Here is a 23,452-nt window from a genome sequence, read left to right on the forward strand (position 1 = left end):
GTCAGTGCATTTCAAATCAATGAGATAGCGTCAGCCGATAACACGACCTGCGTAGCCGCTGGCGAAGGTTGCGTCCAGCTGCTCAGCAGTCGCAATACCAGGCATCTCGGTCATTCAGGCAAGCCGGACTTATGACTGCTGCGCAGCCGGACGCAGGCTGCGCCAGCTGCTACGAGCAACGTGGCTTCAGCCGCGCTCAGGCTGGAAACGCACCACAAACCCCTTGAGGTTCTGCTGACGACCCAGCAAGTCGCGCAGACGATCGGCTTCAGCGCGCTCGATCAGCGGCCCGACGAACACCCGGTTCTTGCCATCTGCAGAACGGATATAGGCGTTGTAACCCTGGCTGCGCAGGGATTTCTGCAAGCTCTCGGCACTTTCCCGACTGGACAGACTGGCCAATTGAACCGACCAGCTGACTGACAGACCATTGGCATCGATGCGACTTTGGCTCACATCGGGCTTGCTCGGCGCCGGTGCAACAGGCTGGGCTGCTGCAGGTTTTGGTGCCGGCGCGGGAGCTACAGGCTTGCTGGCTACGACCGGCGCCGGGACTGGAGTCATCGGCGCGACCGGCTTGGCCGGCACCGCCTGATCAGCGATCTCGTCATCACTGGGAACCGGCTCTTGCGGCAGACTTTGCGGCTCAGGCACGACCACTGGCTCAACCTGCACTTGCTGCACCGCAGGCGCTTGAGGCTTGGCCGGGGCGTCAACGGTTATCTGACGCTGCTCATCCTGACGGGAAAACAGCATCGGCAAGAAGATTACCGCCAACGCCACCAGGACCAGTGCTCCGACCATGCGCTGCTTGTAAACGTTATCCAGCAAAGCCATTTGCAGCCTCCTCCGTGGAGCGCCGGGCTAACCATTGGAGCGCCTCGGCAACACAATAAAATGATCCAAACAACAGAATTTCATCCTCGGCCGCCGCTTGGGCACACTGCCCTTCCAGCGCGGCAGCGACACTTTCGTAGGACGTCACCGACGCACCAAGGTTCTGCAAGGCCGCCTGCAGATCTTCGACCGGGCGACTGCGCGCAGAATCCAGCGGGGCAACAGCCCACTGCTGGACACTACCACTCAACTGCGCAAGAACTCCATCGAGGTCCTTGTCAGCCAGCAAACCAAACACCGCCAGACGCCTGCCTGCCAACGGGCGGCGAGCCAGGCGATGGGCCAGATACTCCGCTGCATGCGGGTTGTGTCCCACATCCAGCAGCACATTCAGACGCTTGCCGTGCCAATCAAACTGACGCCGATCGAGGCGACCAACCACCTGAGTGGCTTTCAGCGCCTCGACAATTTGCTTCGCCTGCCAGGGCAAACCGAGCAACAGGTAAGCCTGCAATGCCAGCGCCGCGTTTTCCATCGGCAGATCGAGCAGAGGCAAATCATGCAACTCGACAACACCACCTTGCGCATCCAGGCCACGCCACTGCCAGTTATGCTCGGTGATACCCAGATCGAAATCGCGACCACGCAGGAAAAACGGGCAACTCAGCTCGCGCGCTTTGTCCAGCAAGGGTTGAGGAGGATTGAGATCGCCGCAGAGCGCAGGCGCGCCCTGGCGGAATATGCCGGCCTTTTCGAAAGCCACCGACTCACGGGTATTACCCAACCAGTCAGCGTGATCGACGCCGATGCTGGTGACCAGTGCCAGATCGGCATCGATCAGATTGACCGCATCCAGACGACCACCCAGACCGACTTCCAGCACCACGGCATCGAGACCGGCACGCTGGAACAGCCAGAACGCCGCCAGGGTGCCCATCTCGAAATAAGTCAGGGAGATTTCGCGGCGACCGGACTCGACCGCCACGAAGGCCTCGCACAGTTCAGCGTCAGTGGCTTCGACGCCATTGACCTGCACCCGCTCGTTGTAGCGCAGCAGATGCGGCGAATTGTAGACGCCGACCTTGAGTCCCTGCGCTCGCAGCAAGGAAGCCACGAACGCACAGGTAGAACCTTTGCCGTTGGTACCCGTTACCGTGATCACCCGAGGCGCCGGCTTGCCCAGCCCCATCCGGGACGCTACCTCTTGCGAGCGCTCCAGCCCCATGTCTATGGCCGACGGATGTAATTGCTCAAGGTAGGCGAGCCAGTCGCCAAGGGTACGTTCGATCATAGGTTTGCAGGCACCGGAGGGATCGCGATCGACTCGACCGGGGCGGCAATGAATACCGGCGTCGGCAGGCCCATCATTTGCGCCAGCAGGTTACCCAGACGCGGGCGTAGCTCCTGACGAGCAATGATCATGTCGATGGCGCCGTGCTCCAGCAGGAACTCACTGCGCTGGAAGCCTTCCGGCAGTTTTTCACGCACGGTCTGCTCGATCACACGCGGGCCGGCGAAGCCGATCAGGGCCTTGGGCTCAGCGACGATGACGTCACCGAGCATCGCCAGACTGGCGGAAACCCCACCATAGACCGGGTCGGTAAGAACGGAGATGAACGGAAGACCTTCTTCACGCAGACGCGCCAGAACCGCCGAGGTCTTGGCCATTTGCATCAGAGAAATCAGCGCTTCCTGCATCCGCGCACCGCCGGAAGCAGCAAAGCAGATCATCGGGCAGCGGTTTTCCAGCGCGTAGTTGGCGGCACGAACAAAACGCTCACCAACGATGGCGCCCATCGAGCCACCCATGAAGGAGAACTCGAACGCCGAGACCACCACAGGCATACCCAGCAGAGTACCGCTCATGGAGATCAGCGCGTCTTTCTCGCCGGTCTGCTTCTGAGCCGCGGTCAGACGATCCTTGTATTTTTTGCCGTCGCGAAATTTCAGACGATCCACTGGCTCCAGGTCAGCACCCAGTTCGGCACGACCTTCAGCATCGAGGAAGATATTGATACGAGCGCGAGCGTCAATACGCATGTGGTGGTTGCACTTGGGGCAAACATCCAGGGTCTTTTCCAGCTCCGGACGATACAGCACGGCGTCGCAGGACGGGCATTTGTGCCACAAACCTTCAGGCACCGAACTTTTCTTCACCTCGGAACGCATGATCGAAGGGATCAGTTTGTCTACTAACCAGTTGCTCATGCTTTCTTTCTCCAGTACCGGCGGCCCGAACATTTGACGTTCGCAGCCCCGCGCATGCCCTTGAGCTAAATTCATGTGTGCGGCGATGATCCGTTGGTTACCGCGGTCAGCGCGAGGCTTGACCTGCGTGTAACCGAACAAATCCTCAGCCATCCCGGCAGCCGCTCCAGAGCGGCTGCCACTTTAATTTCGGCCCGTCCAGGGACGGTGCCAAGCCTGTTGTGTACAGTGGTGTTATGGACGGCGGCAGACTGCCAGCCGTCACATCGACTAGCTGCTGCTACGTACGGCCTGAATAAACGCACGAATCTTTGCGTGATCCTTGATGCCTTTGCTCTGCTCCACCCCGCCACTGACGTCCACCGCATACGGATGGACCCGGGCGATGGCCTCAGCCACATTCGTCGCCGACAGACCTCCGGCGAGGATGATCGGCTTGCTCAGGCCCTGCGGCACCAACGACCAGTCGAACGCTTCTCCGGTACCTCCAGGAACGCCTTCGACATAGGTATCCAGCAATATCCCGCTGGCACCCGCATAAGCCTCGCACCTGGCAGCGATGTCATCGCCGGCCTTGACCCGCAGCGCCTTGATGTAGGGCCGGTGATAACCCTCGCAATCGGACGGCGTTTCGTCGCCATGAAACTGCAGCAGGTCCAGCGGCACGGCATCGAGAATTTCGCCCAGTTCACAACGACTGGCATTGACGAACAAACCGACAGTGGTCACGAATGGCGGCAACGCCGCAATGATCGCCCGCGCCTGCTGCACACTCACCGCCCGAGGGCTTTTGGCGTAAAACACAAAACCAATCGCATCCGCCCCGGCGTCGACGGCTGCCAAGGCGTCTTCTATGCGGGTAATCCCGCAAATCTTGCTGCGAACGGCTGACATGTCGTTTGAACCTCAGGGCTGATCCGAGAAAGTCCCGGATGGTAACAAATGCTTTTCCGGGCGTCAGCCGTCAAGTTCCGAGAAGCCGGTCAGGAAATGCGGGCCAATGAAACGCTCGGGCAATTGGAACTCGTCGTGGTACTCAACCTGTACCAGATACAGCCCGTACGGATGGGCGGTCACGCCACCGGTTCGACGAATACGGCTTTCGAGCACTTCCCTGGCCCACTCCACCGGCCGCTCACCGGCGCCGATGGTCATCAGCACCCCAGCGATATTACGCACCATATGATGCAGAAATGAACCGGCACGGATATCCAGCACGATCATCTTGCCGTGCTGGGTCACACGCAGATGATGGAGCTTCTTGATCGGTGACTTGGCCTGGCACTGACCGGCGCGAAACGCACTGAAATCGTGAGTCCCGACCAGATGCTCGGCGGCTTCGGCCATACGCTGTACATCCAGCGGGCGATGGTTCCAGGTAATTTCCTGATTCAAATGCGCCGGGCGAATCTGATCGTTGTAAATCACATAACGGTAGCGCCGGGCAATCGCCTTGAAGCGTGCATGGAAATCGGCAGGCATGACCTTGGCCCAGCTCACGCTGATATCGTGGGGCAGATTGATGTTGGCCCCCATGACCCAGGCCTTCATCGAGCGTTCGGCCTGGGTATCGAAATGCACTACTTGCCCGCAGGCATGCACGCCGGCGTCGGTACGGCCGGCACACATCAGCGATACCGGAGAGTCGGCGACTTTGGACAAGGCATTTTCAAGGGTTTCCTGCACCGTCAAAACGCCGGAAGCCTGACGCTGCCAGCCGCAATAACGCGAACCTTTGTATTCAACACCCAAAGCGATTCTGGAAAAGCCTGCGGCCGCCATTTCGGCGGCCGCGTTATCTATATTTGCCAAGGACTTACAGCCTGCTGATTTACGCAAAGGTGTCCATTATAAGGCCGCGAGACCGAGACGCCATGTTCACGCCGTTTTTAGTTTCAGACTTCAACTTTTTGATCGCCACCTCACGCAACGATTGCATCCTGCCCAACGACATCGCTATATATATTTATATACAACGAAGATCAAAAAAACCCCTTACCGAGACCTGATCGATGACCGCCATAAACAAAGAAGCCGTTGGCCTGGCCTATAGCCTGGAAGGCATGCGCCACGCCAAACGCAAGACCTGGGAAGCCATCGAAGAGATGGCCAGACGCATCAAGCCCGGCATGCTTGAATCCGAAGCCAAAGCGCTGGGCCCGGAGGTTTTGCAAGAACTGGGCATGGACCGCATCTGGCATCCACTGCTGATCCGTTTCGGCGAAAACACTTTAAAAACATTCAAACAGCGCTCCGAAGGCGATCCGACACTGGGTGACAACGATATTTTCTTTATCGACCTGGGCGTGGTCTGGGATCAGCATGAGGGGGACTGCGGCGCAACCTTCACCACCGGCAACGATCCAGAGATGCACGCTTGCGCCACGGCTGCCAAAACCCTGTTTGATCAGGTTCACGACTATTGGCGAACCCATCAGGTAGCCGGGCCTGAGTTGTATCGCTACGCCGAGGCGCAGGCAACGGCCATGGGATGGGTACTGAACCTGGACATCAAAGGCCATCGCGTCAGTGATTTCCCCCACGCCATCTATCGCGCCGGGGATCTGGGAAATTTCGAAGCCTGCCCCGATGTTGGCCTGTGGATTCTGGAAATCCAGATCGCCCACCCTACTCGTCCGTTTGGGGCATTTTATGAGGATTTGCTGGCCTGACTCGCACACTGGCATGGGGTATTAGAGGTCTAGCGACCACAGAAACAACAACGGCAGCCTCAATGGCTGCCGTTGTCGTTAAAGCGGGTGCGATGTATCAGGCCAAACGTGCCAGCATTTCCTTGGCTTCGCTTTTCTGACTGTCATCACCCTCAGTGATCACTTCACTGAGGATATCCCGTGCACCATCGCTGTCGCCCATGTCGATGTAAGCCTGAGCCAGGTCCAGCTTGGTAGCGACCTCATCGGTACCCGAGAGGAAATCGAACTCAGGCTCGTCAGTGTCGATCGCTGCGTCCTCGACCGTGAAGCTTGGCCCGGCGAACGACTCTGAGATAGGCGGCTGCTTCAGACTTTGCGATAGACGATCCAGCTCGGCGTTGACGTGATCAAGCTCCACAGCGAACGCATCCGGCTCGGTGTGCGCATCGAGCTCATCGGACAGAGACAGATCGAAATCAGCCGGCAGCTCCAGATCATCGATCGGCGCCGTGGTAACCGTCGGCACTTCAGTTACCGGCAGGTCTTTCAGGTCATCGTCAAGGCTCAACAGGAACTCGTCATCGGCCAGCGCGTCGGCTGGCATGTCACCGCCCAGATCAAGATCGAAATCCGACAGATCGTCCAGGCTCTCCTTCGCTTCGGCCTGCTGCTGCAACACCGATTCGAAGCTCAAATCATCATCCAGCGGAAAGGCTTCAAGCTCAGGCTCAGGCACGACCACCGCAGGAGAAGCCGCTTCCAGATCATCCAGACTCAGATCAAAGGCAGTATCAAACTCATCATCCATTGCGGCCGGGGCTGGCGCCTCAGGCTCATCAAGCAGCAGATCTTTGACGTATTGTGCGTCCAGCGCAGCAGCCACCGCCGCCGCGCCGATACCTGCGACGGCTGCCACTGCAACCATCGACGGGAAACGGCTTTTCAGCTGTTCGACTTCAGCATGATTCTTGCCATTGGCGACCAACTGACGCTCTTGAGCGACAAACGCGTCACGATCGCCCTGTGCGCCATAGACTTCCATCAGTTTCAAGCGCAAGTCACTGCGCTGCGGTTCCTGCTTGATGGCCACTTCCAGAATCTCGGCAGCCTGATTCAAGGCACCGCGATCGATGTGCGATTGCGCTTGCGCCAGAACGTCGTCCGAACGCTCAGCCGCTGGCGCTACCAACGGTGCGGCAATGGGCGCTACAACTACAACGGGCGCGATCGGAGCTGGAGCGAGCTTGACGCTCGGCGGTGGAACTTCAAGACCTTCGAAGCTGCTTTCCGGCAGGTCCAGATCGCTGGAAAACTCAGCTTCCTCTGACAAGGCACGGGCCATGCGCATATGCTTTTCGGCCTCTTGCTGAGCTTTGCGACGACGCGCCAACAGCAGCAGCAACAGCAGAACCACCACCGCACCGCCACCAATCAGCCCCAACAGGACTGGATTGGTCAGCAAATCATTGTATTTCGACTCTTGCGCGGCCGGGGTCGCCGCTTGAATCGGCGTCTCGGCAGGTACCGCTGCAGGTTTGGCAGCGTCAGGCGCCGGTACTGGCGCCGCGTCTGCCGGTGGCGTCACCGCAGCCTGAGAATGTGCGACCAACTCGGCCGGCATCGCCACCGAAGGCTTGGCAGCGTCCGCGCCTTCGGCTTGCATCTTGGCCAACTGATTGTTCTTCAGCTCGATCAAGCGCTGGAGTTTGTCCAGCTGGCTTTGCAGATCCGTCATGCGACTTTTCAATTCGGCATTGTCGCGCCGGGTCGAATCGAGGCTTTCCTGAGTGACGGCGAGCTTGTTGCTCAGCGCTTTGCTGTCGCCAGCCGCGCCTTTGCCACGCGCTTTGCCGGAATCCGCGGAAACCAGACTCAAATTATCTTTGGCTGCTGTTTGCGACGGCGCGGTATCGCCACGCGCACGCTTGGTGGCGTCCAGCTGCTGCGGGCGCGAGGCCAGGCGACGGCCCTGGCGCCAGGCAGTATTCTGCGCGGCGACTTCGGCAACAGCCTTAGGCTGCGGCAGGCTGGTAATTTGCTCAGGGGCCGGCAAACGCAATACCTGACCGGCTTTCAACCGATTGATATTGCCGTCGATAAAGGCATCCGGGTTCAATGCCTGAATTGCCAGCATGGTCTGCTGGACCGAACCGCCGTTACGAGCCTTCGCGGCAATCTCCCAAAGGGTGTCGCGCCGCGTAGTGGTGTATTGCGCAGGCTTGCCTGCCCCGGTGAGCGGAGCGGTGACCGCAGCAGCTGGAGCTGGCGCGGACTGAGCAGCGGCTTCAGCGGTTTGCGGGGAGAACTTCGAAGGATCCAGCAACACGCTGTAATCACGCAGCAGACGGCCGCTAGGCCACATCACCTGCACCAGAAACTTGACCATCGGCTCGGACAGCGGCTTGCTCGAAGTCACGCGCAAAACGCTTTTGCCACTGGCATTGAGTACCGTGGTGAAGGTCAGGTCATTGAGGAATGCCTGACGGTCGACACCAGCCTTGGCGAACTCTTCCGATGACGCCAGGCTCGGCACTACTTCGGCAGCGGTGAGGTCCTTGACATCAAGCAGTTCGATTTCTGCCACCAGCGGCTGGTTCGGAGTCGACTTCAGGGTCAACTCGCCGAGTCCAAGGGCCTGCGCCATACCGGAGGACAGCGCCGAGGCGGCCGCAATTGCTAACACCAGTTTGCGAACTTGAACCATTGCCTCATCCTTTGTTTGAACACTCCTCGGCTAGCGAGAAGGTGTAGTAGCCGCTGCCGTAAGGCATTGCGTGCAGTGATGAACGTGACCTGCACGCGATTATTTCATTCATGCCCCTGGAAGCCCCGTAAAGCGGCTCACCTCCAGCAACAACCAGCCGAGCATACTGCCCGGCCAGAATCATTATGCAAATTGTTGCCAAGTATCTTTTACAGAAGGTCTTTTATCAACAACTCAGCCAACTGCACAGCGTTCAGCGCGGCACCTTTGCGTACGTTATCTGACGTCAGCCACAGATTAAGTTCCGCCGGGTCATCGACACTGGTCCGAACCCGTCCGACATACACTACATCCTGCCCCACCGCATCGCCGACCGCCGTCGGGTAATCACCCGCTTCGACCAGTTCGATGCCCGCAGCCGCGTCCAACGCCGCGTTGACCTGCACCAGGTCGATATCGGTCGCAGACTGCAAGGTCACGCTAAAGCTATCGCCAAAAAACACCGGGGCTTGAACACAGGTAACAGAAATCTTTAACAAAGGCTGCGCCAGGACCTCACGCAGCTCCCTGACCAGGCGCTTTTCCAACAACGTGTGGCCTTGAGCATCAGGGGTGCCAACTTGAGCCAGCAGGTTGAACGCCATCTGCCGATCAAAGAATCGCGGCTCCAACGGGCGGACATTAAGCAGTTCGGCGGTTTGCCGGGCCAGCTCTTGAACGGCTTCGCGACCTTGCGCGGAAACGGCCAGGCAGGCCGTCAGGTTGATGCGTTGAATATCGAGCAAACCACGCAACGGCGCCAACACTACCGCCAACGCAGTGGCCGATGCACTTGGGCTGCTCAGTTGTACTGGTTTTTTCAGCCCGGCCAGCACCTGGCCGTTGGTTTCCGGAACGACCTGCGGCGCTTGCGCGGCGGGCAAGGCACCGGACAAATCGATCACCGCACAACCGGCGGCTGTAGCACGTGGCGCGAAACTCAGCGTAACCGCGGGACCCGCAGCGAAGAACACCAACTGAACCTTGCTGAAGTCGAATTCGTCGACTTCACGCACTCGCATGTTCTTGCCGCGGAACGGCACCGAGTGCCCGGCCGACTCGCTGCTGGCCAGCAGGTACAAGTTGGCGACAGGGAAATCACGCTCTTCGAGAATCTGGACGAGTGTTTCGCCGACAGTACCGGTGGCGCCGATCACGGCAATATCAAAGGACTGGCTCATGTTGCTACCTCAGGCGAAACGGGGGAGCGGCACTTTACCGGTCGAGAGATGCCTAGGCAATTCGTCACAATACCGATCGTTTCCACGCTCCTGCGTGGAAATGCCGCCATGGACGCTCTGCGTCCGCCGTAGATGTGACGCGGAGCGTCACGGGATGCATTCCCACGCAGAGCGTGGGAACGATCACTGCATCATAAAAAAACCCGCATCTCTTTCGAGACACGGGTTTTTTCAATGCTTCAAACGATCAACGCTCAAGCAGAATCCGCAACATGCGACGCAGCGGCTCGGCCGCGCCCCACAGCAGTTGGTCGCCGACGGTGAAAGCACCGACGAACTGCGACCCCATGTTCAGCTTGCGCAGACGGCCCACCGGTACGTTCAGGGTGCCGGTGACCTTGGTTGGGCTCAGCTCCTGCATGCTGATCTCGCGCTGGTTCGGCACCAGTTTGACCCAAGGGTTGTGCTGGCTGATCAGCCCTTCGATATCGGCAATCGGCACGTCTTTGTTCAGTTTGATGGTCAACGCCTGGCTGTGGCAGCGCATGGCGCCAATGCGCACGCAAATGCCGTCCACCGGGATCGGGCTCTTGAAGCGACCGAGGATCTTGTTGGTCTCGGCCTGGGCCTTCCACTCTTCACGGCTCTGACCGTTCGGCAGCTCTTTGTCGATCCACGGGATCAGGCTGCCGGCCAACGGCACACCGAAATTTTCGGTCGGGTAAGCGTCGCTGCGCATGGCTTCGGCCACTTTACGGTCGATGTCGAGGATGGCGCTGGCCGGGTTGGCCAGTTCATCGGCGACAGCGGCGTGGGTAGCGCCCATCTGTTTGATCAGTTCACGCATGTTCTGCGCGCCGGCACCGGAGGCCGCCTGATACGTCATGGCGCTCATCCACTCCACCAGACCGGCTTCGAACAGACCGCCCAGGCCCATCAGCATCAGGCTGACGGTGCAGTTGCCGCCGATGTAGTTCCTGGTGCCCGCGTCGAGCTGCTGATCGATGACCTTGCGGTTCACCGGATCCAGCACGATCACCGCGTCATCCTGCATGCGCAGGCTGGAAGCGGCGTCGATCCAGTAACCCTGCCAGCCGGCTTCGCGCAGTTTCGGGAAGACTTCGCTGGTGTAGTCGCCACCCTGGCAGGTCAGAATCACGTCGAGGGTTTTCAGCTCTTCAATGCTGTAAGCATCCTTCAGCGGAGCAATGTCCTTGCCCACGGACGGGCCTTGGCCACCGACATTGGAAGTGGTGAAAAACACCGGCTCGATAAGATCGAAATCCTGCTCTTCCAGCATCCGCTGCATGAGCACGGAACCGACCATACCGCGCCAACCGATCAGACCTACACGTTTCATCGCAACTACACCTTCTTGAAAAAGTGGGCCGCTGCTTTCATGGGTGAAAGTGGCAGCGGGCCCGAGAGATTACAGATTCCGCAGCGCGGCGACTACTGCGTCACCCATTTCCTGCGTACCGACTTTAGTGCAACCGTTCGACCAGATGTCGCCGGTGCGCAAACCTTGATCCAGTACCAGGCTCACGGCCTTCTCGATGGCATCGGCGGCGTCCAGCAGATTGAAGCTGTAACGCAGCATCATTGATACCGACAAAATGGTCGCCAGCGGGTTGGCAATGCCCTGCCCCGCGATGTCCGGCGCCGAACCGTGGCACGGCTCGTACATGCCCTTGTTGTTGGCATCCAGCGACGCCGACGGCAGCATGCCGATGGAACCGGTGAGCATCGACGCTTCGTCAGACAGGATATCGCCAAACAGGTTGTCGGTGACAATCACGTCGAATTGCTTGGGTGCACGCACCAGCTGCATCGCGGCATTGTCGACGTACATGTGGCTCAGCTCGACGTCCGGGTAGTCCTTGGCCACTTGCTCAACGACTTCACGCCACAGCTGACTGGATGCCAGTACGTTGGCTTTATCCACCGAGCAGAGCTTTTTGCCGCGTACTCGCGCCATGTCGAAACCGACACGGGCGATACGACGGATCTCGCTTTCGCTGTAGGGCAGCGTGTCGTAGGCCTGACGCTCACCATTTTCCAGCTCGCGGGTGCCACGGGGCGCGCCGAAATAGATACCGCCGGTCAGTTCGCGGACGATCAGGATATCCAGGCCAGAGACGATTTCCGGCTTGAGGCTCGATGCATCGGCCAATTGCGGGTAAAGGATCGCCGGGCGCAGATTGCCGAACAGCCCCAGTTGCGCACGAATCTTCAGCAATCCGCGCTCAGGACGGATGTCACGCTCGATCTTGTCCCACTTCGGTCCGCCCACGGCGCCGAGCAGCACCGCATCGGCAGCACGAGCGCGCTCCAGGGTTTCATCAGCCAACGGCACGCCGTGCTTGTCGATGGCTGCGCCGCCGATCACGTCATGGCTCAGCTCAAAACCCAACTGATACTTGTCGTTGGCCAGTTCCAGCACCTTGACCGCTTCGGCCATGATTTCCGGACCAATACCGTCACCCGGGAGAATCAGAATCTGCTTGCTCATGCTTTCCTCATTTCATCTGTCGGCGTGCCCGCAGGCTCGCGGGTTCACCGGGGAAAAATTCTATCGTTCGGCCCACAGCACCAGTACATCCGTACTGAACGAACCGTCGGCCTCAATCTCAAAATACTCGCGCACCTCAGCGCCCATGGCCTGCTGCAACTCACGGATCGCCACCCGCAGCGCCTGAGGCGTACGCATACGCTCGACCCAGGAGGTGTACTCCAGACGCAGACGCTGGCGAGTCGTGCTGCGGGTATGCAAACCCGCTTCGCTGACCTGACGCAACCACTCACCGGCAGAATAATCGCGCACGTGACTGGTGTCGCGCAGCACTTCGACGCTTTGCAGGTAAGTGTCGAACAACGGGCTACCCGGCGACATCACATCGATAAACGCAGCTACCCCGCCCGGCTTGAGCACCCGCCGCACTTCGCGCAGGGCCAGACCGAGATCGCTCCAGTGGTGCGCCGAATACCGGCTGAAAACGAAATCGAACTCGCCATCGGCGAACGGCAGACGCTCGGCAGCGCCCAGCACTGTAGTGACATTGCTCAGCCCCCGATCGACCGCCGCGCCAGCCACCACGTCGAGCATCTGCTGAGACAGGTCGTAAGCCACGACCTCGTTCACCAACGCCGCGACATGAAAACTGACATGACCGGCGCCGCAACCCAGATCCAGAACTTTTGCATCTGAGCGCCCGGCCAGCTCGGCCTGTAGCAACGCGAACTCGGTGCCTTGAGCGTGCACGGCGCTGCTCAGATAGGCCGCGGCCTGTTCACCGAATTGCTTTTGTACCACTTGGCTATGGGCATTACTGGTCATGCTGATTTCCTTTGGGGGCGAGCTTTGTGTTGTCTGTGCGGCCGTCTTCGCGAGCAAGCTCGGCTCCTACCAGGGCAACGCACTCCCTTGCAGGAGCCGAGCTTGCTCGCGATGAGGCCGCAACTGCCTACAACAATTTCGAATCAATCACGCGTCGCGAAACAACCACGGCTGGCTCGCACGATGTTTGGCTTCGAAGGCGGCAATCGCTTCATGGTCCTGCAGGGTCAAGCCGATATCGTCCAGACCGTTGATCAGGCAGTGTTTGCGGAACGCGTCAATCTCGAAACTCAATACCTTGCCGTCCGGACGGGTCACCGTCTGGGCTTGCAGGTCGATCTGCAGCTGGTAGCCCGGGTTGGACTCGACCTGCTGGAACAGCTCATCGACTTCGGCATCGCTCAAGATGATCGGCAACAAGCCGTTCTTGAAGCTGTTGTTGAAGAAGATGTCGGCGTAGCTCGGCGCGATGATGCTGCGAAAGCCATATTCTTCCAGTGCCCATGGCGCATGCTCGCGGCTCGAGCCGCAACCGAAGTTCTCCCGGGCGAGCAACACGCTGGCGCCTTGATAACGTTCGGCGTTGAGCACGAACTCCTTGTTCAACGGACGCTTGGAGTTGTCCTGATATGGTTGCCCCACATCCAGGTAACGCCACTCATCGAACAGGTTCGGGCCAAAGCCGGTGCGCTTGATCGACTTGAGAAACTGCTTGGGAATGATCTGATCGGTGTCGACGTTGGCACGATCCAAAGGCGCGACAAGACCAGTGTGCTGGGTAAAAGCTCTCATGATTACTGCGCTCCCTGGATCAATTCACGGACATCGATGAAACGACCGTTGACGGCCGCCGCTGCAGCCATCGCCGGGCTGACCAGGTGCGTACGACCACCGGCACCCTGACGGCCTTCGAAGTTGCGGTTGGAGGTCGATGCGCAGTGCTCGCCCGACTCCAAACGGTCCGGGTTCATTGCCAGACACATCGAGCAGCCTGGTTCACGCCATTCGAAACCGGCCTCGATGAAAATCTTGTCCAGACCTTCCGACTCAGCCTGCGCCTTCACCAGACCCGAGCCCGGCACCACGATCGCCTGCTTGATGGTCGAGGCCACTTTGCGGCCCTTGGCGATCACCGCCGCAGCGCGCAAATCTTCGATCCGCGAGTTGGTGCAAGAACCGATGAACACACGGTCCAACTGGATATCGGTGATCGCCTGATTGGCGCTCAAACCCATGTACTTCAAGGCACGCTCGATGGAACCGCGTTTTACCAGATCCATCTCTTTCGCCGGGTCCGGCACGTTCTGATCGACCGCGAGCACCATTTCCGGAGACGTGCCCCAGCTGACTTGCGGCTTGATCTGCGTTGCGTCGAGCTCAACGATGGTGTCGAACTTCGCATCAGTGTCGGACACCAGATCTTTCCAGGCTTCGACCGCCAGGTCCCATTCCGCGCCCTTCGGAGCAAACGGACGGCCCTTGACGTAGGCGACAGTTTTTTCGTCCGCGGCGACCAGACCAACCCGTGCACCGGCTTCGATGGACATGTTGCAGATGGTCATGCGGCCTTCCACCGACAAGTCGCGAATCGCGCTACCGGCAAACTCGATGGCGTGGCCGTTGCCGCCGGCGGTGCCGATCTTGCCGATCACCGCGAGGACGATGTCCTTGGCCGTCACGCCGAAAGGCAATTGGCCTTCAACGGAAACCAACATGTTTTTCATTTTTTTCGCAACCAGACACTGAGTGGCGAGCACATGCTCGACCTCGGAAGTGCCGATCCCGTGAGCCAGGGCACCAAATGCGCCGTGAGTCGAGGTGTGGGAGTCGCCGCAGACCACGGTCATGCCCGGCAAGGTCGCGCCCTGCTCCGGACCGATGACGTGGACGATGCCCTGGCGGATGTCGTTCATCTTGAATTCGACGATGCCGTATTCATCACAGTTGTCATCGAGGGTCTGAACCTGCAAACGCGAGACCTGGTCGACGATGGCTTCAATACCGCCTTTACGCTCCGGGGTGGTCGGTACGTTGTGGTCCGGGGTCGCGATGTTGGCATCGATGCGCCAAGGCTTGCGCCCGGCCAGACGCAGGCCTTCGAAGGCCTGCGGCGAAGTCACTTCATGAATGATGTGACGATCGATATAAATCAGCGCCGAACCATCGTCGCGCTGCTTAACCAAATGCGAATCCCAAAGCTTGTCGTAGAGCGTTTTGCCGGCCATCAGACGGTCCTCATCAGCGTATTTCTATGCCCCGGGTTTTGATGCATTTCAATAACCCCTTGGCTTGTGAGGTCGATCCTATGGCGTTACATTAAATAACTCAAATTCATATTTTTTATGCTTTGGATAACAATCTGGAATACAACCATGGATCTGGCCAACCTTAATGCCTTTATCGCGATTGCCGAGACCGGAAGCTTCTCCGGTGCCGGCGAACGCCTGCACCTGACGCAGCCGGCCATCAGCAAACGCATTGCCGGGCTGGAGCAGCAACTCAAGGTGCGATTGTTCGACCGGCTCGGCCGTGAAGTCGGCCTGACTGAAGCCGGGCGTGCCCTGCTGCCCCGGGCCTATCAGATACTCAATGTGCTGGATGACACTCGCCGCGCGCTGACCAACCTGACCGGCGAGGTCACCGGCCGTCTGACTCTGGCGACTAGTCACCATATCGGCTTGCACCGCTTGCCACCGTTGTTGCGGGCCTTTACCCGGCGCTATCCGGACGTAGCGCTGGACATTCAGTTCCTCGATTCGGAAGTGGCTTACGAAGAAATCCTCCATGGCCGCGCCGAACTGGCGGTGATCACCCTTGCACCGGAGCCGCACACACTGGTACGGGCAACACCGGTCTGGGATGACCCGCTGGACTTCGTTGCCGCGCCGGAACACCCACTTGTCCGCAATGGAGTGGTCAGCCTGGCCGATATCGCCCTGCATCCAGCGGTATTCCCCGGCGGCAACACCTTTACCCACCATATTGTCCAGCGCCTGTTCGAAGCCCAGGGGCTGACGCCGAACATCGCCATGAGTACCAATTATCTGGAAACCATCAAAATGATGGTCTCCATCGGCCTGGCCTGGAGTGTTTTACCGCGTACCATGCTCGATGATCAGGTGGCGCGTATTCCTTTACCGGGCATACAGCTCACTCGCCAGCTAGGCTATATCCTGCACACCGAACGGACGCTGTCGAATGCTGCGCGGGCTTTCATGGCCTTATTGGATGCACAAATCGATTTGCCAGGGACACCGGCATAAGTTGTGCCTACCCGATATAGTCTGGATCCCTCGCGCTAAATGCCCTATTGAGCTCAAGGCCCGCAGCCAATGCACAAATCCTCTGACCGCACTCGCCACTCCACGCCCGCTATGCCGCGCATAAAGGCGCTGGACCCGAAAACGTCGGAACAGAGCTGGGAGAGCGCCCCGCAATTGCTCGCCGCGCTGAACGGTGCCCGCCTGGGCGCCTGGTATTGGGACATAGAACGCGGGCAAATCAGCTGGTCTCGCGGCACTCAAGCCTTGTTTGGCTTCGACCCGCGGCAACCGCTGCCAGCCGACCTGGAATATCTGGACCTGGTGCCCATCGAGGATCGGGCCAAAGCCATGCGCGCCTTCAATGCGGTGGTCGCCGGCGCGCCACTGGAGCAGGCAATGCACCACCGAATCCGCTGGCCGGACGGCAGCCTGCATTGGCTGGAGATCAGCGGCAGCCTGGTGCCGGACAAGAACGGCAAACCGCGAATGATCGGCGTGATCCGCGAAATCACCCATCAACGCCAGCGCGAACAAGCCTTGAGCAGCTCGGAAAAACGCTTTGCCACGCTGTTTCATCTGTGTCCAAACATGGTGCTGCTGACCCGCCAGGAAGACGGCCTGATCAGCGAGGCCAATCAATATTTCGAAAGCCTGTTCGGCTGGCCAGTGCAAGATGCAATCGGCCGCACCACACTGGAGCTGGGTCTTTGGGTCGATCCGGAGCAACGCGCGCAGTTGGTCAAGGCCACCAAGGCCAAAGGTGAACTGACCAACATGGAGGTGCAGTTTCGTGCCAGCAGCGGGCAAATCCACGATGGTATTCTCAGTGCACAAAAAGTTGAGCTGGAGGGGCAGCCCTATCTGCTCAGCACCTTCCTTGACACCACCGAACGCAAAAATGCCGAACAAGCCCTCAAAGACAGTCAGGAGCGCCTCGACCTGGCACTGGACTCTGCCCAGCTCGGTACCTGGGACTGGCACATTCCCAGCGGCATGCTCTATGGCTCGGCACGCGCGGCACAGCTTCACGGTCTGGACCCCAAGCCTTTTCACGAACCCTTCGATGCGTTCTTTGAAGGCGTCCCCGGTGAAGAGCGCGACAGCATGCGCGATGCCTACCGCAGCTTGCGCGAAGGACCGGCCGGCAACTATCAACTGACCTATCGCGTGCAGCTGGCAGACGGCAGCTCGCGCTTCCTGGAAAGCCGTGCCCGACTCTACCGCGACGAAGATGGCAATCCATTGCGTATGGCCGGCACCCTGCTGGACATCACCGAGCAGGTTGAGCGCGAGCAACGCCTGATCACCTCCGAAGAGAAATTCGCCAGTCTGTTCCAGGTCAGCCCGGACCCGATCTGCGTGACACGCCAGGACACCGGCCAGTTCATCGAGATCAACTCCAGTTTCACCCAGACATTTGGCTGGACCGCCGCCGACGTCATGGACCGCAGCGCCGATCAGATCGGGCTCTGGGACGATTCAGCGCAACGCCGGCAACGCATCGAGCAAGTCATCCGCGAGCAGGCGCTGAACAATGTCGCGGTCATTGTTCATCACAAGAATGGCCAAGCCCTGACCTGCGTGATCTCAAGTCGCCAGATCAGCGTCGGCGACCAACCCTGCATCGTGACCACTCTGCGCGACATTACCCAACAGCAACGCTCCGAGGCTGCGCTCAAGGCCAGCGAAGAGAAGTTTGCCAAGGCATTCCACTCAAGCCCCGATGCCATCACCATCACCGAACGCGACACCGGGTGCTACCTGGAGGTCAATGACGGTTTCTGTCGGCTGACAGGCTACCGCGCCGATGAAGTGATCGGGCGCACGGTGTATCAGGTCGGTATCTGGGCCGAAGAGAAACAGCGCTCGACCTTGCTGGCCGAATTGCGGGTGAAAGGCCGGGTTCATCATCTGGAAATGCTCGGCCGTAACAAGCGCGGGGATATTCTCACGGTGGAGGTATCGGTCGAGCCCATTACCCTGAATGAAACGCCGTGCCTGCTACTGACGGCGCGGGACGTCAGCCTTTTGAAGAATGCCGAGGCGCAGATCCGCCATCTGGCTTACCACGACCCTCTGACCAACCTGCCCAACCGTGCACTGCTGATGGACCGCCTGAGCCAGCAGATAGCGCTGCTCAAACGGCATAGCCTGCGTGGCGCCCTGCTGTTCCTCGACCTCGATCACTTCAAGCACATCAACGACTCCCTCGGTCACCCGGTCGGCGATACGGTGCTGAAAATCATTACCGCCCGGCTTGAAGCCAGCGTACGCATGGAGGACACCGTCGCGCGCCTTGGCGGCGACGAGTTTGTGGTATTGCTCAGCGGCCTGGAAGGCTCACGCGGCGAAGTCAGCGATCAAGTACGCGAGCTGGCCGACACCTTGCGCGATCTGCTGTCCGAACCCATGTTTCTCGACGGTCAACGGTTGCAAGTCACACCGAGCATCGGCATCGCCCTGATCCCCGACCACGGCTCAACCCCGAGCGATTTGCTCAAGCGCGCGGACATCGCGCTCTACCGGGCTAAAGATTCCGGACGAAATACCACGCAAATGTTCCACAGCACCATGCAAAAAGCCGCCAGTGAGCGATTGCGCATGGAAACCGACCTGCGCCTGGCCTTCTCACGAGGCGAGTTCAGCCTGCACTTCCAGCCACAAGTCGACGCACGGGACAACCGCATAGTGGGCGCCGAAGCACTGGTTCGCTGGCAGCACCCAAAACTGGGCGCGCAACCCCCCGCAGATTTCATCAAAGTCCTGGAAGAGAGCGGGCTGATTCTGGAAGTCGGTACCTGGATTCTCAATGAAGCCTGCCTGGCCTTCCGCCAACTGATAGATGAGGGCCGGATCGACCCGCTCAATTTCAGCCTTTGCGTGAATATCAGTCCACGGCAATTTCGTCAGAACGACTTCGTCGAACACATCGAACGCAGTATGAACAACCATCAACTGCCCTGCTCGCTGCTAAAACTGGAGATCACCGAAGGGATCGTGATCCAGAACCTCGATGACACCGTCAACAAGATGCGCCGCCTGAAAAAGCTCGGGGTGAGCTTTGCCATGGATGATTTTGGCACCGGCTATTCTTCGCTGACTTACCTCAAACGCCTGCCAGTGGATGCGCTGAAAATCGACCAGTCCTTCGTCCGCGACGCAACCAGCGACCCGAACGACGCGGAAATCATCCGCGCCATCGTCGCCATGGCCCTCAGCCTCGAGCTGACGGTGATTGCCGAAGGCGTGGAAACCCATGAGCAGCTTGAGTTTTTGCAGGGCCTGGGCTGCCATTTGTATCAGGGCTACCTGCATAGCCGGCCGTTACCGCTGAACGAGTTCAAGAAGCTGCTCAAATGAGGGGCGCAAAAAAGGGCGCCGATGGCGCCCTTTCTATTGCAGTTGGCTGATATGGCAAAAATCAGTGCTTCAGAGCCGGTTTTTGCGTTCCATTGATTGGAATGAGCCGGGCTTTCGCCTCTTCCGGCACGATACGCAACAGGTCGATGCTCAACAGACCATTGCTCAGGCCCGCAGCCTTGACTTCGATATGGTCAGCCAGGCGGAAGGACAGTTTGAAGGCCCGCTGGGCGATACCTTGATACAGATAGGTAACGTCTTCGCCGGTATCGCGCTTGCCGCCACTGATGGTCAATACGCCTTTTTCGACTTGCAGCTCCAGGTCTTCTTCCTGGAAACCGGCCGCGGCAATCACGATACGGTATTGATCTTCCGCGTGTTTTTCCACGTTGTAGGGTGGGTAGGTGCTACCTGGCTCATTGCGTAGCGCCGACTCGAACAGATCGTTGAAACGATCGAAGCCAACCGAAGAACGGAACAGTGGAGCCAAAGAAAATGTAGTACTCATGATCTATCTCCTGAAATTCAGCAAGTGGTTATCTCCGCGACCCGAATTCGGCATCGCGTATAAAAGAGATAAGGATTGACCCACACATTTCAAGAGGCTTTTTTTGAAAAAAATCAGGCCGCTTCGGTGCGCTGAATGCCCAGCAAACGCCCGACCTGATCCAGATCGGTTTCCCGACGCATCGCGGTGAACAGCTCAACCGCTTCAGGGTAATTGCGTGTCAACATCGCCAGCCACTGCTTCAAACGCCCCGGCGCAGAGCGTGGCGTCAGTTGCGCGACGGCCTGCGCCCAGAACTCATGAAGCATCGGCTGCAGATCGGCCCAGGACATCTCGACAACCTCCTCACCGGCCCGCGCAGCGGCTATCTGCCGCGCCAGATCCGGGCGCGAGACCAGTCCGCGACCGAGCATGATGTCTTCGACACCGCTGATCTCACGGCAGCGGCGCCAGTCTTCGACGCTCCAGATATCGCCGTTGGCGAACACCGGTACTTTGACCACGTCCTGAACTCGTGGAATCCACTCCCAATGGGCAGGCGGCTTGTAACCGTCGGTCTTGGTTCGGGCATGCACGACGATGTGCTCAGCACCGCCCTCGGCCAGAGCCGTTGCACACACCAACGCGCCGTCCGGGCTGTCGAAGCCCAGGCGCATCTTGGCGGTCACCGGAATATGCGCCGGCACCGCGCGACGGACTTGGGTGACAATCGCGTTCAGCAATTCCGGCTCTTTGAGCAGCACCGCGCCGCCGCGAGACTTGTTGACGGTCTTGGCCGGACAGCCGAAGTTCAGGTCAATGACTTGCGAGCCCAACTCGCAGGCCAGTGCGGCGTTTTCCGCCAGGCACACCGGGTCTGAGCCGAGCAATTGCACGCGCAACGGCACGCCGGCAGCGGTCTTCGCGCCGCTGAGCAACTCAGGAGCCAGCTTGTGAAAGTAAGCCGGGGTCAGCAGACGATCATTGACGCGAATGAATTCGGTCACACACCAATCGATCCCGCCAACCTGGGTCAAAACATCCCGCAGGATGTTGTCGACCAACCCCTCCATGGGCGCCAAAGCAATTTGCATGGATAACACTCAACGAAAAACGCGGGCAAAAAAAACGTGCGGCAGTTTACTGGGTTTTCAGGCGAAAGAGTTGCGCCAGCATTTGTGGCGAGGGGGCCTACCCCCTCGCCACAGATCGGCGCTAGATTGCGACTTGCAACGCCGGGCCATAGCCCTCGATAAACTCAGCGGGCATACGCTTGGGCCTGCCACTGGATAGCTCGATACAGGCAAAAGTGGTCTGGGCCCGGAGCAAAGTGGTGTTATCGCTTGGGCGGACCAATTGAAAGCGCCGGGTCATTTTCAGACGCTGATCCCAATCGACGATCCAGGTCGCCAATTGCAGCTCATCACATTCATAGGCAGCAGCCAGGTAGTCGATCTCGTGGCGGACCACCGCCATCGCCCGATCCAGCCGTCGGTATTCGGTCAGGTCCAGTCCCAAACGCTGCGAATGACGCCAGGCACAGCGCTCGAGCCAGGTGACATACATCGCGTTATTGGCATGCCCGAGCCCGTCAATGTCTTCGGCCCCCACCTGCAGATCAATGATAAATGGCGTTGCCAGGTCCCAGCCCATGCCCTACTCCCCCGGTCAGATGAATTCGGGGGCAGTGTAACGGATGCTCAGGCGGTTTGGCGCGATTGCAGACTGCGACCGGCGAGCAGGGCCAGCACACCGTCGATCAAACGCGGGTCAGCCAGTACACGCTGATGGCCGCCCTCTTGCAGTCGCAACAAACGGCTGTCAAACCAGGCCTCGTGAATCAGCTCCGATTCTTTGACCGGAACAAAGCAGTCATCCTCGGCGTGCACGATCAGCCCTGGCATATCCAATTGATAGTGGGCCACATCGAGCAGAGACGCCTGCATGCCGACTTCCTGCTCAACTTGCCGGATAAATGCCGAACGCGCCGCGGGCGGCAGGCGTACATACCGGGCAAAACCGCGCAACACACCCAGTATGCGGGCTGGAGCGGCGATGCTGACCAGGGTTTCAGTACGCAAACCCAACTGGACCGCCAGCATGGCGCTGGCACCGCCCATGGAGTGACCGATGACCGCTTGCAGCGGTGGCAACTCAGCGGCAGCCTCAAGCATGGCGCGGGCGAACAACACGACATTCGCCTCACGACCAGGAGATCGACCGTGGGCCGGGCCGTCCAGCGCGACCACCGTGTAACCGGCGTCGACCAGCGCAGTGATCAGGCTGGCGAACTGCGTCGGCCGTCCTTCCCAACCATGCATCAACAACACCGTTGGACCCTGGCCCCAGCGCAACGCCGAAAGCCCGAATCGCAAGGTGATTCGCTCGGACTTCGCCAGCAGCGGCAACTCCCAATCGCGCGGCGGCAGTTCACGCGGCGTCATGAACGCCAGCCGCATCTTGCGGGCAATCAGCTGCGGTGCAAACCAGCCCAGGGTGCCATTAACGCCACGAACCCAGCTTAAAGTGCTCATCGCTCATCTCCTCAGGCTTTCGCTTCAGGTCACAGCACCGCCGACTTGGCGGCACGTAGCAGTCGATCAGATAACTCTCCGGCACCCAGGGCACGAGCCAGAGCCAGACCACCAACCATCAGGGCGATATCGGCCAAAGCCTTGTCGGTGTCTTCCGGACTGGCCGCCAATTGCGCCACCATCAACTCCAGGTGTTCATTCAGCGCCTGACGAAAGTCGTCCGGCAGGCGCCCCAACTCCCCGACTGAAGCCGGGATCGGGCAAGCCTGTTCGGTAGAATCACGGTGCTTGCGTGACAGGTAGAACGCGGCGACCAAGGCGCGACGCTCTTCACCGGTCAACTCGGCATCCATTTGCGCGATCAAGCCACGGCGCTGAGCGAGCAGTTGCCTGAACGCCTCCAGCATCAGCGCATCCTTGCTTTCAAAGTGCGCATAGAAGCCACCCACCGTAAGCCCGGCGGCACCCATCACCTCCCCCACGCTCGGCTCGGCCGGACCACGCTGAATCAGCGCTGCGCTTGCGGCCTTCAAGATACGTTCGCGGGTTTGAGCTTTTTTATCGTTCATCGTTGCCTCCGAATATTACGATTAAAATATTATTCTCATAATAAATTTTCGCAAGTCGTTGATGTGACCGTTGGTCAGAAGAGCCATTCTTTGAGAACAGAAAGCTGAAGACAGAGAAATAAGAGAATTGGCGAATGCCAGACAAACAAAAGGGCCATTCAATAATTGAATGACCCTATAAATCCCGCAGAGCGGGTAATCGTGGCGTCCCCTAGGGGACTCGAACCCCTGTTACCGCCGTGAAAGGGCGGTGTCCTAGGCCACTAGACGAAGGGGACG

20 protein-coding genes and 1 tRNA gene are annotated in these 23,452 nt (G+C 59.3%); 3 read left to right on the plus strand and 18 right to left on the minus strand.

Annotated features, from left to right (window positions below; all coding sequences use genetic code 11):
- Positions 1-186: 186 nt before the first annotated feature.
- The 5 genes from AC07W5_RS26585 to truA all read right to left on the minus strand — a co-directional run bounded on the left by AC07W5_RS26585 (position 187) and on the right by truA (position 4,827).
- On the minus strand, positions 187-837 hold the full coding sequence (locus AC07W5_RS26585) for an SPOR domain-containing protein (RefSeq protein WP_495024611.1): 651 nt from the start codon (positions 835-837) through the stop codon (positions 187-189).
- On the minus strand, positions 821-2,128 hold the full coding sequence (folC, locus tag AC07W5_RS26590; protein WP_495011686.1) for a bifunctional tetrahydrofolate synthase/dihydrofolate synthase: 1,308 nt from the start codon (positions 2,126-2,128) through the stop codon (positions 821-823). Before folC ends, AC07W5_RS26585 begins: the two co-directional genes overlap by 17 nt.
- A complete protein-coding gene (accD, locus tag AC07W5_RS26595) occupies positions 2,125-3,045 on the minus strand; it encodes an acetyl-CoA carboxylase, carboxyltransferase subunit beta (protein ID WP_494994692.1) in 921 nt (306 codons plus the stop codon). Before accD ends, folC begins: the two co-directional genes overlap by 4 nt.
- A gap of 270 nt (positions 3,046-3,315) precedes the next feature.
- Positions 3,316-3,939, minus strand: coding sequence for a phosphoribosylanthranilate isomerase (locus AC07W5_RS26600; RefSeq protein WP_494994691.1), 624 nt, complete (start codon positions 3,937-3,939; stop codon positions 3,316-3,318).
- Between the two features lie 63 nt (positions 3,940-4,002).
- Positions 4,003-4,827, minus strand: coding sequence for a tRNA pseudouridine(38-40) synthase TruA (gene truA, locus AC07W5_RS26605; RefSeq protein WP_494994839.1), 825 nt, complete (start codon positions 4,825-4,827; stop codon positions 4,003-4,005).
- Positions 4,828-5,057: 230 nt separating this feature from the next.
- Here truA and AC07W5_RS26610 point away from each other — a divergent pair, with 230 nt between their 5' ends.
- Positions 5,058-5,717: a M24 family metallopeptidase gene (locus tag AC07W5_RS26610; protein ID WP_495024612.1), complete on the plus strand. Its 660-nt coding sequence runs from the start codon at positions 5,058-5,060 to the stop codon at positions 5,715-5,717.
- A 97-nt stretch (positions 5,718-5,814) separates the two neighbouring features.
- Here the strand turns inward: AC07W5_RS26610 and AC07W5_RS26615 are convergent, their stop codons facing one another.
- The 7 genes from AC07W5_RS26615 to leuC form a co-directional block, all read right to left on the minus strand.
- Positions 5,815-8,403 carry a FimV/HubP family polar landmark protein gene (locus AC07W5_RS26615; RefSeq protein ID WP_495024613.1) on the minus strand — a complete coding sequence of 863 codons (2,589 nt, stop codon included), beginning with the start codon at positions 8,401-8,403 and terminating at the stop codon, positions 5,815-5,817.
- A 209-nt stretch (positions 8,404-8,612) separates the two neighbouring features.
- Positions 8,613-9,623 carry an aspartate-semialdehyde dehydrogenase gene (locus tag AC07W5_RS26620; RefSeq protein ID WP_495024614.1) on the minus strand — a complete coding sequence of 337 codons (1,011 nt, stop codon included), beginning with the start codon at positions 9,621-9,623 and terminating at the stop codon, positions 8,613-8,615.
- A 247-nt stretch (positions 9,624-9,870) separates the two neighbouring features.
- Entirely contained in the window at positions 9,871-10,983 is a 1,113-nt protein-coding gene (asd, locus tag AC07W5_RS26625) for an aspartate-semialdehyde dehydrogenase (RefSeq protein WP_494994687.1), read from the minus strand.
- Between the two features lie 69 nt (positions 10,984-11,052).
- Entirely contained in the window at positions 11,053-12,135 is a 1,083-nt protein-coding gene (leuB, locus tag AC07W5_RS26630; protein WP_494994686.1) for a 3-isopropylmalate dehydrogenase, read from the minus strand.
- A 60-nt stretch (positions 12,136-12,195) separates the two neighbouring features.
- Positions 12,196-12,960, minus strand: a complete 765-nt coding sequence (locus tag AC07W5_RS26635; protein WP_494994685.1) for a class I SAM-dependent methyltransferase — start codon at positions 12,958-12,960, stop codon at positions 12,196-12,198.
- A 147-nt stretch (positions 12,961-13,107) separates the two neighbouring features.
- Positions 13,108-13,752, minus strand: coding sequence for a 3-isopropylmalate dehydratase small subunit (gene leuD / locus AC07W5_RS26640; protein ID WP_495024615.1), 645 nt, complete (start codon positions 13,750-13,752; stop codon positions 13,108-13,110).
- 2 nt (positions 13,753-13,754) lie between these two features.
- Entirely contained in the window at positions 13,755-15,185 is a 1,431-nt protein-coding gene (leuC, locus tag AC07W5_RS26645; RefSeq protein ID WP_495024616.1) for a 3-isopropylmalate dehydratase large subunit, read from the minus strand.
- Positions 15,186-15,332: 147 nt separating this feature from the next.
- Here leuC and AC07W5_RS26650 point away from each other — a divergent pair, with 147 nt between their 5' ends.
- Both AC07W5_RS26650 and AC07W5_RS26655 read left to right on the plus strand, forming a co-directional pair.
- Positions 15,333-16,223, plus strand: coding sequence for a LysR family transcriptional regulator (locus AC07W5_RS26650; RefSeq protein ID WP_494994682.1), 891 nt, complete (start codon positions 15,333-15,335; stop codon positions 16,221-16,223).
- 69 nt (positions 16,224-16,292) lie between these two features.
- Positions 16,293-19,583, plus strand: a complete 3,291-nt coding sequence (locus AC07W5_RS26655; RefSeq protein ID WP_495024617.1) for a PAS domain S-box protein — start codon at positions 16,293-16,295, stop codon at positions 19,581-19,583.
- Between the two features lie 61 nt (positions 19,584-19,644).
- On the opposite strand, the gene AC07W5_RS26660 is transcribed toward AC07W5_RS26655, so the two are convergent.
- The 6 genes from AC07W5_RS26660 to AC07W5_RS26685 form a co-directional block, all read right to left on the minus strand.
- Positions 19,645-20,091 carry an Hsp20 family protein gene (locus AC07W5_RS26660; RefSeq protein ID WP_494994680.1) on the minus strand — a complete coding sequence of 149 codons (447 nt, stop codon included), beginning with the start codon at positions 20,089-20,091 and terminating at the stop codon, positions 19,645-19,647.
- A gap of 113 nt (positions 20,092-20,204) precedes the next feature.
- Positions 20,205-21,164, minus strand: coding sequence for a tRNA dihydrouridine synthase (locus AC07W5_RS26665; RefSeq protein WP_495024618.1), 960 nt, complete (start codon positions 21,162-21,164; stop codon positions 20,205-20,207).
- A 121-nt stretch (positions 21,165-21,285) separates the two neighbouring features.
- Positions 21,286-21,723: an acyl-CoA thioesterase gene (locus AC07W5_RS26670; RefSeq protein WP_494994678.1), complete on the minus strand. Its 438-nt coding sequence runs from the start codon at positions 21,721-21,723 to the stop codon at positions 21,286-21,288.
- Between the two features lie 47 nt (positions 21,724-21,770).
- Positions 21,771-22,604 (minus strand): alpha/beta fold hydrolase, encoded by an 834-nt coding sequence (locus tag AC07W5_RS26675; RefSeq protein WP_494994677.1) that lies wholly within the window; start codon positions 22,602-22,604, stop codon positions 21,771-21,773.
- A 29-nt stretch (positions 22,605-22,633) separates the two neighbouring features.
- Positions 22,634-23,173: a TetR/AcrR family transcriptional regulator gene (locus AC07W5_RS26680; RefSeq protein WP_495011679.1), complete on the minus strand. Its 540-nt coding sequence runs from the start codon at positions 23,171-23,173 to the stop codon at positions 22,634-22,636.
- A gap of 202 nt (positions 23,174-23,375) precedes the next feature.
- A tRNA-Glu gene (locus AC07W5_RS26685) sits at positions 23,376-23,451 on the minus strand.
- Position 23,452 lies beyond the last annotated feature (1 nt).

Source organism: Pseudomonas sp. GW821-FHT01E05, from assembly GCF_059422425.1.

Excerpts from the sequence above, each read along its gene's own strand:
- AC07W5_RS26655 (WP_495024617.1), top strand. The coding sequence starts at position 16,293 with ATGCACAAATCCTCTGACCGCACTCGCCACTCCACGCCCGCTATGCCG.
- AC07W5_RS26635 (WP_494994685.1), bottom strand. The coding sequence starts at position 12,960 with ATGACCAGTAATGCCCATAGCCAAGTGGTACAAAAGCAATTCGGTGAA.
- leuC (WP_495024616.1), bottom strand. The coding sequence starts at position 15,185 with ATGGCCGGCAAAACGCTCTACGACAAGCTTTGGGATTCGCATTTGGTT.
- AC07W5_RS26665 (WP_495024618.1), bottom strand. The coding sequence starts at position 21,164 with ATGCAAATTGCTTTGGCGCCCATGGAGGGGTTGGTCGACAACATCCTG.
- accD (WP_494994692.1), bottom strand. The coding sequence starts at position 3,045 with ATGAGCAACTGGTTAGTAGACAAACTGATCCCTTCGATCATGCGTTCC.
- leuB (WP_494994686.1), bottom strand. The coding sequence starts at position 12,135 with ATGAGCAAGCAGATTCTGATTCTCCCGGGTGACGGTATTGGTCCGGAA.
- AC07W5_RS26675 (WP_494994677.1), bottom strand. The coding sequence starts at position 22,604 with ATGAGCACTTTAAGCTGGGTTCGTGGCGTTAATGGCACCCTGGGCTGG.
- AC07W5_RS26585 (WP_495024611.1), bottom strand. The coding sequence starts at position 837 with ATGGCTTTGCTGGATAACGTTTACAAGCAGCGCATGGTCGGAGCACTG.
- folC (WP_495011686.1), bottom strand. The coding sequence starts at position 2,128 with ATGATCGAACGTACCCTTGGCGACTGGCTCGCCTACCTTGAGCAATTA.
- leuD (WP_495024615.1), bottom strand. The coding sequence starts at position 13,752 with ATGAGAGCTTTTACCCAGCACACTGGTCTTGTCGCGCCTTTGGATCGT.
- AC07W5_RS26660 (WP_494994680.1), bottom strand. The coding sequence starts at position 20,091 with ATGAGTACTACATTTTCTTTGGCTCCACTGTTCCGTTCTTCGGTTGGC.
- asd (WP_494994687.1), bottom strand. The coding sequence starts at position 10,983 with ATGAAACGTGTAGGTCTGATCGGTTGGCGCGGTATGGTCGGTTCCGTG.
- truA (WP_494994839.1), bottom strand. The coding sequence starts at position 4,827 with ATGGCGGCCGCAGGCTTTTCCAGAATCGCTTTGGGTGTTGAATACAAA.
- AC07W5_RS26600 (WP_494994691.1), bottom strand. The coding sequence starts at position 3,939 with ATGTCAGCCGTTCGCAGCAAGATTTGCGGGATTACCCGCATAGAAGAC.
- AC07W5_RS26680 (WP_495011679.1), bottom strand. The coding sequence starts at position 23,173 with ATGAACGATAAAAAAGCTCAAACCCGCGAACGTATCTTGAAGGCCGCA.
- AC07W5_RS26620 (WP_495024614.1), bottom strand. The coding sequence starts at position 9,623 with ATGAGCCAGTCCTTTGATATTGCCGTGATCGGCGCCACCGGTACTGTC.
- AC07W5_RS26670 (WP_494994678.1), bottom strand. The coding sequence starts at position 21,723 with ATGGGCTGGGACCTGGCAACGCCATTTATCATTGATCTGCAGGTGGGG.
- AC07W5_RS26610 (WP_495024612.1), top strand. The coding sequence starts at position 5,058 with ATGACCGCCATAAACAAAGAAGCCGTTGGCCTGGCCTATAGCCTGGAA.
- AC07W5_RS26615 (WP_495024613.1), bottom strand. The coding sequence starts at position 8,403 with ATGGTTCAAGTTCGCAAACTGGTGTTAGCAATTGCGGCCGCCTCGGCG.
- AC07W5_RS26650 (WP_494994682.1), top strand. The coding sequence starts at position 15,333 with ATGGATCTGGCCAACCTTAATGCCTTTATCGCGATTGCCGAGACCGGA.